General features: G+C 59.3%; 13 protein-coding genes and 2 tRNA genes. 2 read left to right on the plus strand and 13 right to left on the minus strand.

Annotation, left to right across the window (positions count from 1 at the left end):
• The 13 genes from ABOK31_RS13495 to ABOK31_RS13555 form a co-directional block, all read right to left on the minus strand.
• Positions 1–1551, minus strand: coding sequence for a SpoVR family protein (locus tag ABOK31_RS13495; protein WP_349956353.1), 1551 nt, complete (start codon positions 1549–1551; stop codon positions 1–3).
• Entirely contained in the window at positions 1551–2822 is a 1272-nt protein-coding gene (locus ABOK31_RS13500; protein WP_174177086.1) for a YeaH/YhbH family protein, read from the minus strand. Before ABOK31_RS13500 ends, ABOK31_RS13495 begins: the two co-directional genes overlap by 1 nt.
• A gap of 18 nt (positions 2823–2840) precedes the next feature.
• Positions 2841–4787 (minus strand): PrkA family serine protein kinase, encoded by a 1947-nt coding sequence (locus ABOK31_RS13505; RefSeq protein ID WP_174177088.1) that lies wholly within the window; start codon positions 4785–4787, stop codon positions 2841–2843.
• 337 nt (positions 4788–5124) lie between these two features.
• Positions 5125–5200 (minus strand) — tRNA-Phe (locus tag ABOK31_RS13510).
• A gap of 196 nt (positions 5201–5396) precedes the next feature.
• Positions 5397–5612 carry a DNA gyrase inhibitor YacG gene (yacG, locus tag ABOK31_RS13515; RefSeq protein WP_075851761.1) on the minus strand — a complete coding sequence of 72 codons (216 nt, stop codon included), beginning with the start codon at positions 5610–5612 and terminating at the stop codon, positions 5397–5399.
• A 5-nt stretch (positions 5613–5617) separates the two neighbouring features.
• On the minus strand, positions 5618–6238 hold the full coding sequence (locus ABOK31_RS13520) for a Maf-like protein (RefSeq protein ID WP_349956354.1): 621 nt from the start codon (positions 6236–6238) through the stop codon (positions 5618–5620).
• 79 nt (positions 6239–6317) lie between these two features.
• Positions 6318–6536 (minus strand): translation initiation factor IF-1, encoded by a 219-nt coding sequence (gene infA, locus ABOK31_RS13525; RefSeq protein ID WP_004117876.1) that lies wholly within the window; start codon positions 6534–6536, stop codon positions 6318–6320.
• A gap of 143 nt (positions 6537–6679) precedes the next feature.
• A complete protein-coding gene (locus tag ABOK31_RS13530) occupies positions 6680–7147 on the minus strand; it encodes a low molecular weight phosphatase family protein (RefSeq protein ID WP_174177094.1) in 468 nt (155 codons plus the stop codon).
• A gap of 5 nt (positions 7148–7152) precedes the next feature.
• Complete coding sequence (locus ABOK31_RS13535; RefSeq protein WP_174177096.1) at positions 7153–7626, minus strand: UPF0262 family protein; 474 nt, start codon at positions 7624–7626, stop codon at positions 7153–7155.
• A 3-nt stretch (positions 7627–7629) separates the two neighbouring features.
• Positions 7630–8928: a histidinol dehydrogenase gene (gene hisD, locus ABOK31_RS13540; protein WP_349956355.1), complete on the minus strand. Its 1299-nt coding sequence runs from the start codon at positions 8926–8928 to the stop codon at positions 7630–7632.
• A gap of 58 nt (positions 8929–8986) precedes the next feature.
• A complete protein-coding gene (locus tag ABOK31_RS13545; RefSeq protein ID WP_349956356.1) occupies positions 8987–9430 on the minus strand; it encodes a DUF2948 family protein in 444 nt (147 codons plus the stop codon).
• A gap of 186 nt (positions 9431–9616) precedes the next feature.
• Positions 9617–10909 (minus strand): UDP-N-acetylglucosamine 1-carboxyvinyltransferase, encoded by a 1293-nt coding sequence (gene murA, locus ABOK31_RS13550; RefSeq protein WP_349956357.1) that lies wholly within the window; start codon positions 10907–10909, stop codon positions 9617–9619.
• Positions 10910–11054: 145 nt separating this feature from the next.
• Entirely contained in the window at positions 11055–11288 is a 234-nt protein-coding gene (locus ABOK31_RS13555) for a hypothetical protein (RefSeq protein ID WP_349958951.1), read from the minus strand.
• 194 nt (positions 11289–11482) lie between these two features.
• Here ABOK31_RS13555 and ABOK31_RS13560 point away from each other — a divergent pair.
• Positions 11483–11557: transfer RNA gene (locus tag ABOK31_RS13560), tRNA-Thr, on the plus strand.
• A 273-nt stretch (positions 11558–11830) separates the two neighbouring features.
• Positions 11831–12343 carry a hypothetical protein gene (locus tag ABOK31_RS13565; protein WP_112335244.1) on the plus strand — a complete coding sequence of 171 codons (513 nt, stop codon included), beginning with the start codon at positions 11831–11833 and terminating at the stop codon, positions 12341–12343.
• Positions 12344–12651: the final 308 nt, after the last annotated feature.

Raw genomic sequence — 12651 nt, forward strand, 5'->3', positions numbered from 1 at the left:
CTAAGCCGCAAGCGCCGAGGCGCGTGGATGGACAAGATGATCGCGCAGCACCGTGCCGGAGCGGTCGACTTCCTGCATCAGCACGTCGTAGCTCCAGAGATCGGCCAGATGCTGCAGCACGCGCTTGGCATCCATGTCATCGAGCATCGCGCCGTTCAGCACCGTATGCTTCAGCAGAAGCCGCCTGTCGCCGGCAAGGTCGACATCGACGATCTCGATATGCGGGTCGATCCAGCTGACGTCATATTGCCGCGACAATTCCCGGCGGATGCGACGGTAGCCACGCTCGTCATGAATGGCGGCCACCCTTAGCCCCTCTTCCTCCTCAGGATCATCGGTCAGCTGGAACATCCGCACCTTGCGCATCAGGTGTGGGCTCAGGAATTGCGAGACGAAACTCTCGTCACGATAATTCGCCCAGAGATCACGCAGCACCGCCATGGCATCGCCGGTGCCGGCAATATCCGGGAACCACTGGCGATCCTCCTCCTCCGGCTTCGTTACGATGCGCTCGATATCCTGCATCATGGCAAAACCGATCGCATAAGGGTTGAGGCCGGAATAGCGCGGATCGTTGAAGGTCGGCTGGAACACCACGTTGGTATGCGATTTCAGGAACTCCAGGAAATCGCCATCGCCGATGCCTCCAAGCTCGTGCAGCCGCGTCATGATGCGGTAGTGCACATAGGTCGCCGTGCCCTCGTTCATCACCTTGGTCTGGCTCTGCGGATAGAAATACTGCGCCACATGCCGCACGATGCGGATGATCTCGCGCTGCCAGGGCTTCAGGCGCGGCGCCATCTTTTCCAGGAAATAAAGGATGTTCTCCTGCGGCAGACCGGCCAGCGCGCGCCGGCGCTCCAGATCGAGGTCGTGGGTCTTCTTGCCGTGCCCTGTGGGAACCGTGCGCCAGAGATCGTTGAAGATCTTCTCGTCATATTCGCGCCGCTCGCGCTCGCGCTTTTCCTCATCGCGCAGATCCGGCGTCTTCTTGCCAGCATAGCGGTGAACCCCATGCGACATCAATGCATGCGCGGCATCCAGCGTGCGCTCGACAGCGGCGTGGCCATAGCGCTCCTCGCAGCGCGCAATGTAGCTCTTGGCGAAATTGAGGTAGTCGAGAATGCCTTCGGCATCGGTCCAGAGCTTGAAGAGATAGTTGTTTTTGAAGAAGTGATTGTGGCCGAAGGCGGCATGCGCGATGACCAACGCCTGCATCGTCGCGCTATTCTCCTCCATCAGATAGGAGATACAGGGCGAGCTGTTGATGACGATCTCATAGGCGAGCCCGCGCAGGCCCTTGCGATAGAAGGCCTCGTGATGGGCGAAATGCTTACCGAAGGACCAGTGCTTGTAAAAGAGCGGCATGCCGATCGAGGAATAGACGTCGAGCATCTGCTCGGCTGTAATGATCTCGATCTGGTTCGGATAGACATCGAGACCAAGCTCGTTGATGGCGATCTTCTCGCAGGCATCGTGAATTCGTTGGATGGTGGCGAAATCCCAGTCCGCGCCTTCGAAAAGCCGCTCCATCGATGCCTTCTTTGCCATCATCCGCTCCTTGTTTCCGCCGTCCGGCGCTGGAAGAGATCGTGGAAGACCGGATAGATCTGGCTGCGATCGCTGACACGCCGCATGGAAAGCACTGGCCAGCCCGCCTGCAGCCGCTCGTAGAGCGACCAGATCGCCGAGCCGGACGAGATCGCGACGCTGCGCGATTCCCCCACTTCGAGATAGGCGAAATACTGGCAGACGGGCAGGATCTCGCTCGTCATCAGCGCGGCCGTCGTCGCATTGTCGGAATAGGCGTTGTCGCCGTCCGACGCCTGCGCCGCATAGATATTCCAGTCGGACGCCGGAAAACGGTCGCGCACGATCCGCCGCATGGCCTCGAGCGCGCTCGAAACCTGGGTACCGCCGGTCGCCGGGCTGCGGAAGAAGGTCTCCTCGTCCACCTCTTCCGCCACGTCGGTATGCCGGATGAAGACGATCTCGACGCGGCGGTACTGCCGGGTCAGGAAGATGTAGAGCAGCATGTAGAAGCGCTTGGCGAGATCCTTCATGTGCTCCGTCATCGAGCCGGAGACATCCATCAGGCAGAACATGACGGCCTGCGCCACCGGCTTCGGCTCGTTTTCGAAACGCCGATAGCGAATGTCGATCGGGTCGATATAGGGAATGCGCCGAACCTTCGATTCCAGCCTCTTGATCTCATCTTCGAGCTGCGCCCGGCGCTTCTCGTCCGTGCACTCCTCGGCCTCCTCGATGAGCTTTTCGACCGTTTCCGGTTTCGGGCGATGCAGCGCGACACGGCGCATCATCGCAAGCCGCATCGTGCGGTTGATGGCAAGATTGGCGGGCGATCCCGTGACCGAATAGCCTGAGCGCACCGGGTTGATCTGGTCTGCCGAAATCAGACGACGCTTGGCGAGATCGGGCAATTCGAGATCGTCGAGGAAGAGATCGAGGAATTCGTCCCGCGTCAGGATGAAGCGGAAGGCATCCTCGCCAGTGCCGTCGCCGCCGGCCTTTGGCTTGCCGCCGCCGCCCTCGGGACGGGGAAGCACATCGCCTTCGATGAAGTCCTTGTTACCGGGAAGAATATGCTCCTTCAGCCCCTCGGGGCCGCGATGGAACCGAGGCTCCTCGGTTCCATCTAGGGGAATGCTGATTTCGCCACCCTTCAGAATGTCCTGAATGTCGCGACTTTGAGAGGATTCATAGACCGCTCTCTGCACCAGCGCTTTTGCTCTTCGCAAAAATCGTTGACGATTTTCCAGACTTTTTCCGCCTGGGTTCAGGCGTCTGTCAACAATGTGCATTCCTTCTTCCTTGGTGGCTCATCCCGCCTGTTTCACACGCATGTACCATTCCACAAGCCGCCGAACCTGACGCTCGGTATAGCCCCGCGCAACCATTCGCTCCACGAATTCGCCATGTTTCTTTTCGGACTCGCCGTCCTTCTTCGACCCGAAGGAAATGACCGGCAAAAGATCCTCGACCTGGGAGAACATCCGCTTCTCGATGACTTCGCGAATCTTCTCGTAGCTGGTCCAGGACGGGTTCTTGCCGCCGTGGCTTGCACGCGCCCTCAAGCAGAACTTGACGATCTCGTTGCGGAAATCCTTCGGATTGGCGATGCCGGCCGGCTTTTCGATCTTGGTGAGCTCCTGGTTCAGAAGCTCGCGGTCGAGAAGCTGGCCCGTATCCGGGTCCTTGAAGTCCACATCCTCGATCCAGGCGTCGGCATAGTCGACATAGCGATCGAAAAGGTTCTGGCCGTAATCCGCATAGGATTCCAGATAGGCCTTCTGGATTTCGTTGCCGATGAACTCCGCATAACGCGGCGCCAGCTCGCTCTTAATAAACTCGATATAGAGCTTTTCGGTTTCAAGCGGCAGCTGTTCCCGACGGATCGACTGCTCCAGCATGTACATCAGATGCACCGGGTCGGCGCCGACCTCGGTCGTGTCGTAGTTGAAGGTCGCCGCCAGCACCTTGAAGGCGAAACGGGTGGAAGCCCCATCCATGCCTTCGTCGACACCGGCTGAATCGCGATATTCCTGCACGCTGCGCGCTCTCGGATCGGTCTCCTTCAGGCTCTCGCCGTCATAGACGCGAAGCTTGGAGAAAGCGGTCGAATTCTCGTGCTTGGAAAGCCGCGTCAGAACCGTGAAGCGGGCGAGCGTCTCCAGGGTCGACGGCGCGCAGGGCGCGTCGCTGAGCTCGGATTCCTCGATCAGCTTCTCATAGATCTTCTGCTCTTCGGTGACCCTGAGGCAATAAGGCACCTTCACGACGCAGATGCGGTCGATGAATGCCTCGTTGTTCTTGTTCGCCTTGAATGTCTGCCATTCCGACTCGTTGGAGTGAGCCAGGATGATACCGGAGAAGGGTATCGCACCGATGTTTTCCGTACCGATGTAATTGCCTTCCTGCGTCGCCGTCAGCAGCGGATGCAGCATCTTGATCGGCGCCTTGAACATTTCGACGAATTCGAGAATGCCCTGGTTGGCGCGATTGAGTGCACCGGAATAGCTGTAGGCGTCCGGATCGTTCTGCGCGAGACTTTCGAGCTTGCGGATATCCACCTTGCCGACCAGCGAGGAAATGTCCTGATTGTTCTCGTCACCGGGTTCCGTCTTGGCGACGGCGATCTGCCGCAGCCTGGAAGGCTGAATCCGCACGACGCGGAAGCGGGAAATATCGCCTTCGAACTCTTCCAGCCGCTTCAGGCACCAGGGGCTCATGAGCCCCGTCAGGCGTCGGCGGGGAATGCCGTAGCGTTCCTCGATCATCGGCCCCATGGTGACGGGATCAAACAGGCTGAGCGGACTTTCGAAGACCGGGCTCAGCTCGTTGCCGGCCTTGAGCACATGAATCGGATGGACTTCCATCAACGATTTCAACCGTTCAGCGAGCGACGACTTGCCGCCACCGACCGGCCCGAGCAGATAGAGGATCTGCTTGCGTTCCTCCAGCCCCTGGGCCGCATGGCGGAAAAAGGCGACGATACGCTCGATCGTCTCTTCCATGCCGAAAAAGCCCGCAAAAGCCGGATAAGTCCGGATGGTCCGGTTCATGAAGATGCGCCCAAGTCTGGTGTCCTTGGCCGTATCGATCAGCAGGGGTTCACCCATCGCTGCAAGCAGCCGCTCCGCTGCATTGGCGTACATGAGCGGGTCATCCCGGCACCCTTCCAGGTATTCGGAAAATGACATCTCGACTTCGCGCCGTGCTTCGAAAGAACGGGCGAATGTGTTGAATAGAACATCGTTGTTTAACATGGCGCCCCGTTAGCTTGCTATTGCAATTAAACGCTGGACTTAACGAGATCACTTGATCCCGCTATATCTAAGGTGCGGTATGACTCGCTTCGAATCAATAGGTGATCTGTCAATAATTCGTACGCTTGATTCCAAATGTCATCAATATCTTGATGGGGTCGTGCACCGAATTAATGAAACACAACCATAAGATTGTTGTGCATAAGTATCGCACGCACAGATGCGTGCAACTTGGATAAGCATACTAACCGCGCATTCCTGCGAATGCCCGATCTCGACGGAGTATCGATCGAAGCTGGCGTTAAGCTTCATTGTCCGCATGATTGGGGAGAAAAGATGGTGCCCAGAGCCGGAATCGAACCAGCGACACGCGGATTTTCAATCCGCTGCTCTACCAACTGAGCTATCTGGGCATCCGAGCTTCGCGTCGAGGGAAGAGCCTTGAGAGGCGCTGGGCGGTTGGTTCGCCCCGGAAGCGAGCGGGGTTATAGCATCTTGTTCGGCCATGTCCAGCCGCAAATGACTCTTTTTTGACAGGAAATCGAATTTTGCCAATTCGCGAACAAAATTAAGGGGTTCGTAAGGGCGAGCCCCTTTGGAAAACCACTGTCAGTCCTGATCGGAACCGTCGGCCTTCGTCTCGTCCTCGGTGACGGGGATCGCGTAGGAGCCGTTGAGCCACCGCGAGAGATCGACGGAGCGGCAGCGATCCGAGCAGAAGGGATAGTGTTCACGCAATGAAGGACGGCCGCATTCCGGACAGGGACGTGTCTTGCGCAGCGGCTCGACCTTCGAACCGACCTTGATCTCTTCAGCCTTCGTCATGACGACTATCCTTCCTGCCATCCGGCGTGGACATCGAATCCCTCGCCCGTAAGCAGCAGCATGGTTTCATAAAGCGGCAATCCGACGACATTGGTGTAGGAACCGACAAGTTTCTGCACGAAGGAGCCGGCAAGCCCCTGAATACCATAGGCTCCGGCCTTGCCGCGCCACTGGCCGGAGGCGAGGTACATTTCGATGTCGCGGTTCGACAGACGCTTGAAGCGCACCTTGGTCTCGACGACCTTCTGGCGCAACTTGCGATCCGGCGTGATCAGGCAGATGCCGGTATAGACGACATGGCCGCGGCCGGAGAGCAGATGCAACGCCGCCGCGGCTTCATCGACGAACTCCGCCTTCGGCAGGATGCGCCGCCCGACGGCGACGACCGTATCGGCCGAGAGAATATAGCTGCCCTGCCAGGCAGCATCGCTCTTGATGGCCGCAAAGGCCGCTTCGCCTTTCTCAGCCGAAAGCCGCCGCGCCAGCGAGCGCGGGTGCTCCGACTTCTTCGGCGTCTCGTCGATATCCATCGGCATGAGACGCGCCGGTTCGATGCCTGACTGATGCAGGAGCTCGACACGACGCGGCGATCCGGAGGCCAGTATCAGCTTGTGTTTCAACGCCATCAGACCTCGACCTGTCATGCGGAAATAAGAACCGGCTCTAGAGCATGACCTAAGATCAACAGCTCTAGCGAGCGGCTGATTACTTGAAACGGTAGGTGATGCGGCCCTTCGTCAGGTCGTAGGGGGTCATTTCCACCAGCACCTTGTCGCCCGCCAGAACGCGGATGCGGTTCTTGCGCATGCGGCCCGCGGTGTGGGCGATGATCTCGTGCTCGTTTTCCAGCTTCACGCGAAAGGTCGCGTTCGGCAGGAGTTCGGTGACGACACCGGGAAATTCGAGGACTTCTTCTTTCGGCATTAAAGCTTCTTTTCCTGTCGGTTGGGGTCGGCGCCCATGCCAAAAAAGCGGGGGTCGCCGGAAATTTGCGCGGAAACTACACAATCATCGCGGTTTTGTGAACCTCGTTGATAAGGGTTTCTGCATTTGTTTCATTCGCAGCCTTAAAGCGAGCCACGATGTTCCACCAGCCTGCTCTCGATCAGGCCCAAAAGATAGTCCCGCACCCCGCGATAGGCATCCAGAACCTGCTCGCGCGTTCCATCCGTCGCGGAGGGGTCCATCGTCGGCCAATAGATGACGTCGACAGCATTTGCGCGCGTCAATTCAAGGGCGGCGTGATGCGCCTCGGGAGACAGCGTGATGATGACATCGAAGAAATCATCCTCCAGCTCCTCCAGGGTCTGTGGCTGGCGACGGCCGAGCGACAAACCGATTTCCGCGAGCACCACATCGACGAAGGGATTGCGCTCGCCGGCCCGCACGCCCGCTGACGCGATATAGGTGCCCTGCGGCAACATGCTGCGCGCCATCGCCTCGGCCATGGGCGAACGGATGGCATTGAGGCCGCACATGAAAAGAATGGCGCCGGGGGATTTGCCGTTGTGCTCGATCGCCTGCGGCTCTTCCATGGCAGTCACCCGCGCCAGTAGAGCACGCAGACGAGCGTGAAGAGCCGGCGCGCCGTATCGAAATCCACGCTGATCTTGCCGTTCAGCCGATCCATCAGCGTCTGGGAGCCTTCGTTGTGGATGCCGCGCCGGCCCATGTCGATCGCTTCGATGCGGCTGGGTGTGGCCGAACGGATCGCCTCGTAATAGCTCTCGCAGATCATGAAATAGTCCTTCACGATCCGGCGGAACGGGGTCAGTGACAGAATATGGGTGGCGACGACGGCGCCATCTTCCATGCGGATGTCGAAGACCAGCTTCTGCTCGACCAGCGAGAGATTGAGCAGATAAGGCCCGCCCTGATGCCCGACGGGAGTGAAGCTGTTTTCCTCGATGAGGTCGAAGATGGCGACGGCGCGCTCATGTTCGACATCCGGCGTCGAACGGCCGATCGTGTCGTCGAGGACCACATCGCTCAGCCGGAAGACGCCCTTCACCATGCCTTACCCCTCGAGATTGAGGCGGATCGCGACCGACCGCGCATGTGCATCCAGCCCTTCGGAATTGGCAAGCGCGATCGCCGCCGGCCCGAGGGCGCGAAGCTGCTCCGACCCCAGCCGGAGAATAGACGTGCGCTTGACGAAATCCAGCACGGAAAGGCCGGAAGAGAAGCGCGCGGAGCGCGCCGTCGGCAGCACGTGGTTCGAGCCACCGACATAATCGCCGATCACTTCCGGCGTATGACGGCCGACGAAGATCGCCCCGGCATTGCGCACGCCTGACAGCAGCGGCTCGGGATCGTCGACCGCAAGTTCCAGATGCTCGGCCGCTATGCGGTTGGCGAGCGGAATGGCTTGTCTCAGATCGGAAACCAGAATGACCGCCCCGAAATCCCGCCAGCTCGCTGCCGCCGTCTGCGAGCGGCTGAGCTGCTTCAGCTGCCGCTCGACGGCCGCGTCCACCACCTTGCCGAATTCGGCATCGTCGGTGATGAGGATCGATTGCGCGCTTTCGTCATGCTCGGCCTGCGCTAGAAGATCGGCGGCGATCCAGTCCGGATCGTTGTTCTTGTCGGCGATGACGAGCACTTCCGACGGGCCGGCGATCATGTCTATGCCGACGGTGCCGAAGACATGACGCTTGGCGGCGGCGACATAGGCATTGCCGGGGCCGGTGATCTTGTAGACGGGCGCGATCGTCTCGGTGCCATAGGCAAGCGCTGCAATCGCCTGCGCACCGCCGATACGGTAGATCTCCTCGACGCCGGCCATGCGGGCAGCCGCAAGCACGGCCGGGTTGACCGCACCCTTCATGGTGGGAACAGCGATGACGATGCGCTCGACGCCGGCGACCTTGGCCGGCACGGCATTCATCAGCACCGAGCTTGGATAGCTCGCCGTGCCGCCGGGCACATAGAGGCCGACGGCTTCGATCGCCGTCCAGCGCGACCCTAGGCCGACACCGAGCTCGTCCTCATACATATCGTCCTTCGGCAGCTGCCGGCGGTGATGCGATTCGATGCGGGTGGCGGCGACCTTGAGCGCGCCAAGCACTTCGGCCGGAACGGCCTCGATCGCCGCATCGATCTCGGCTTCGCTGACCCGCATCGGCGTTGCGGCAAAATCGACGCCATCGAACTTCCTGGAATAGTCCGCAAGGGCTGCGTCACCGCGCGCCCGCACATCATCGATGATGCCGCGCACCACGGCATTCACGTCCTCGGACACTTCCCGCTTGGTCGTCAGGAATGCGGCGAACTGCTGCTCGAACCCTTCCGACGCCTGATCCAGCCAGATAGCCAAAACTGATAATCCCTTCCATCGAGGCCGCCTTCAGCGACCGTATCCAACCATTACAAGCCTATTCGCCAGCGTCGGGATGTCGAGGCTTATGGGCCGTTTCCCATGCACCGCCGATATCCGCAAGCTGGGCCTCGATGCATTCGACGTCGAGCGCGATCGTGGCGTTGGCGGCAAGGGCAAGCTCGATCGTGCCGTCCGGCCCCTCGCCCTTCTGGTCGAAGCGGATGGCAAGCAGCGACAGCACTTCATCGCGGTTGCGCCGGTCGAAGCCGTTGGAGCGAACCGCCTGCACGCGCTTGAACACCAGCGCGGAACGATGGCGTTCATAAGGCTTGCTGCGCTGATCCGACTGCTCCCAGACGAAGCGATTGGCCGCGAGCGAGAACTGCTCTTGCTTCGGCGCGAAAGACATGTCGCCGACCTTGAAGACGCTATCCTGCATGTAAGCAGAAATGACATCCAGGTCATCGGTGTCGAGTGCCATTAGCTTGAGATCGCTCATTCGTCCTTTATCCCCGATCGCGCCAGTCAAACGCCCGGCAAACCTTATTGCCGACGTTTCTCCATTCTGGACATAGGATGCGAGCGCAAAAGACGCAACCGAAGAAAGCGGGCTTGCCCGCTCTCTCAACGACAACAACTGGATTTAGGACGCATCAGGCAAAATGACTGATTGACGCCAATAGCCTCAATCGCTGATGCGCTCGACCACGGCGCCGCAGCGCGTCAGCTTGTCTTCCAGCCGCTCGAAGCCGCGATCGAGATGATAGATGCGCGACACCAGCGTCTCGCCTTCGGCAGCAAGGCCGGCGATGACGAGCGAGACGGAGGCGCGAAGGTCGGTCGCCATCACGGGCGCCCCCTTCAGCTTCTGCACGCCCTCGATGCGGGCCGTCTGGCCTGACAGAGAGATCTTCGCGCCGAGGCGGGCGAGCTCCTGCACATGCATGAAGCGGTTTTCGAAGATGGTCTCGGTGATATGCGAGACGCCCGAGGAGCGGGTCATCAGCGCCATGAACTGCGCCTGCAGGTCGGTCGGGAAGCCGGGGAACGGATCGGTGACGACGTCGACCGGCTGGATGCCGCCGCCATTGCGCATGACGCGGATGCCGTTGTTGGTCGGCGAAACCGTGGCGCCGGCGCGGCGCAGGCTTTCGAGCGCGGTGTCGAGCAGCGCGACATCGGTATTTTCGAGCGTGACGTCGCCGCCGGCCATGGCGACGGCCATGGCATAGGTGCCGGTCTCGATACGGTCGGGCAGCACGCGATGGCGGGCGCCGGAGAGCGAGGTGACGCCCTCGATGGTGATCGTGCTGGTGCCGGCGCCGGAAATCCTGGCGCCCATGGCGATCAGGCAATTGGCGAGATCGACGATCTCGGGCTCGCGGGCGGCATTGCCGATGACGGTGGTGCCGCGCGCAAGCGTGGCGGCCATCATCATCACATGCGTCGCGCCGACGGAAACCTTCGGGAAGTCATAGCGCGCGCCGATGAGCCCGCCCTTCGGCGCGGTGGCATTGATATAGCCGGCGTCGATTTCCATGGTGGCGCCGAGCGCCTGCAGGCCCTCGATGAAGAGATCGACCGGACGCGTGCCGATGGCGCAGCCGCCCGGCAGCGACACGCGCGCCTGGCCCTCGCGGGCAAGCAGCGGCCCGATGACCCAGAAGCTCGCGCGCATCTTGGCGACCAGCTCGTAAGGAGCTGTGGTATCGACGATGGTGCGGCAGGTGAAATGGATCGTGCGGGAATAGCCGTCTTCCTGGCGCTCGCGCCGGCCGTTGACGGCGACATCGACGCCGTGATTGCCGAGGATGCGCATCAGGAGCTCGACATCGGCCAGATGCGGCACGTTTTCGAGCGTCAGGGTATCGCTGGTCAGAAGCGAGGCGATCATCAGCGGCAGGGCGGCATTCTTGGCGCCGGAGATCGGAATGATACCGTTGAGCTCATTGCCGCCGACAATCCTGATACGATCCATATATGCAATACGGGCGAGGCCCGCCTTTCCTGATAGTTCCGGGCGCCTTGAAGTCGCGGGCGCCAAGTTTCGTGCACCTGGTAAAACGCGCTCTTTAGACGAAATAGATTAACGCATCAATTCGTTTGATGATGGGCGACATCAATCATTGCGATTCGTCCCTTTTTGCGGCGGCATCCGCACTATCCCCAGCCTTTGCGGCCGGTAAACCATCGGTCTCGTCAGCCTGGCCGGCGCGGCGCGCCCGCACCTGCTGCTTGCGGCGCGACAGATTCTCGCGCAGCTTCTGCGCCGCCCGCTCCCGCCGCCGATCCGCTTCCGTGACCTGCCTGCCGCCTGCGGGCTCACCCGCTTCACCGGCGCTCGCCGCACCCTGCAAAGCCTGCCCATCATCGATTTTCGTCTTGTCCGCACCCATGTCCCCCTCATAGCGGAAAACACCGCCTGTCAAAAGACCGACACATTTTTTCCAACGATCTTTCACAGAACTTGCAATTTGCGGCTTGCACTCGGCCTCCACCTATGGCAATAGCCGCCTCGCCCAATACGGCGCACCACACCGCGCCACGGAATGCTGCTATAGCTCAGGGGTAGAGCACTCCCTTGGTAAGGGAGAGGCCGAGAGTTCAAATCTCTCTAGCAGCACCAGTTTCTCCAAGATTTTTCAAACAGTTATCTTTTACATTCTCAGACATAGCCGTTCCTAACCTTACCCAAATGCACAGAACATAGCGTGAATTGCACAGAATATCCGTGCAGAATCCGTGCACAATGTTCGCGGAAAGTTCTGGAGTGCGAGCTAGAGGGTTTGTGGACAGTTGCAAACCGCTCAAATAAATTCGCCTTATCGTTTTAGAAGGCGGCAAGCAAATGCGTAATATATGGAAAAGGTTCCGATCCGCTGCAAAGGATGTTGATCGAGTGGCTTTTGCGGCCCTTATCGTCTCATGCGCCGCACTTTATATGTCGGCGAGGCAAACCGCCGTAATGACCGAAGCCCTAACGTCCTCAGACAAAAATCACTTAGTTGAACAGGCCATGGAGAGCACTTTTGCTATCTGCGACCAATTTAGCGCGTTAGCAGACCAAGCGGCTTCCAAACAGGGCGCCTCGATCCCTGCCGATTTTGATCGTCTATTTTCAAAGGCCAAGCAGAATTGGAGATATGCTGCGTTCTGGCTCAGGGAAGATCAGGCGCGGCAGGCCATGATATACCTCTTGGAAATTACCGACATGAAGTTGGATTCTGGCTTTGACGCCGCGTATTCAAAATACTTGGCGGCAAAAAGCGAATACGGCCCGCAAGATCGAACTGAGGTATATCGTAAATACAGCGCCTCGTGTCAGAAGAGCGCGGTCGCTATATTTGCTGCCGTCATGGACAATCCACGAATCGGGCGCGCCATTGGTGAGCTGCTTCCTATATCCAATTAAACCGTTCATCCTATTGAGAGAGCATCAGCTTGGGAAGCTCGACTTATTGTCTTTAGCACAAAGGCTTAGCTGTAAAATTCGTCCATCCCCATTCAAAAAGCTGTTTGAGATCAATGGGGCTGTAAAACACGACACTCGGAACGATTTGATATTTCGTCAGGTTAATTGGCAAACGGCGTCTTAGAACCAGCCCTTTATTTTGACGCAGCCTAGGAGATTGTCATCTTCCCTTCCGCGAACGAAGGAGAAAATGATAATCTGATGTGTGAACAGGCTATAGTCCGCGCGGCAGAATAAATTCCTTCTAA

This window comes from Rhizobium sp. ZPR4 (assembly GCF_040215725.1).
GTDB classification, from domain to species: domain Bacteria; phylum Pseudomonadota; class Alphaproteobacteria; order Rhizobiales; family Rhizobiaceae; genus Rhizobium; species Rhizobium rhizogenes_D.

Bases quoted from the DNA above. Each gene is read 5' to 3' on its own strand.
- ABOK31_RS13520 (WP_349956354.1), bottom strand. From the start codon at position 6,238: ATGGCGTTGAAACACAAGCTGATACTGGCCTCCGGATCGCCGCGTCGT.
- murA (WP_349956357.1), bottom strand. From the start codon at position 10,909: ATGGATCGTATCAGGATTGTCGGCGGCAATGAGCTCAACGGTATCATT.
- ABOK31_RS13495 (WP_349956353.1), bottom strand. From the start codon at position 1,551: ATGGCAAAGAAGGCATCGATGGAGCGGCTTTTCGAAGGCGCGGACTGG.
- ABOK31_RS13545 (WP_349956356.1), bottom strand. From the start codon at position 9,430: ATGAGCGATCTCAAGCTAATGGCACTCGACACCGATGACCTGGATGTC.
- ABOK31_RS13500 (WP_174177086.1), bottom strand. From the start codon at position 2,822: ATGCACATTGTTGACAGACGCCTGAACCCAGGCGGAAAAAGTCTGGAA.
- ABOK31_RS13535 (WP_174177096.1), bottom strand. From the start codon at position 7,626: ATGGTGAAGGGCGTCTTCCGGCTGAGCGATGTGGTCCTCGACGACACG.
- yacG (WP_075851761.1), bottom strand. From the start codon at position 5,612: ATGACGAAGGCTGAAGAGATCAAGGTCGGTTCGAAGGTCGAGCCGCTG.
- ABOK31_RS13505 (WP_174177088.1), bottom strand. From the start codon at position 4,787: ATGTTAAACAACGATGTTCTATTCAACACATTCGCCCGTTCTTTCGAA.
- ABOK31_RS13530 (WP_174177094.1), bottom strand. From the start codon at position 7,147: ATGGAAGAGCCGCAGGCGATCGAGCACAACGGCAAATCCCCCGGCGCC.
- infA (WP_004117876.1), bottom strand. From the start codon at position 6,536: ATGCCGAAAGAAGAAGTCCTCGAATTTCCCGGTGTCGTCACCGAACTC.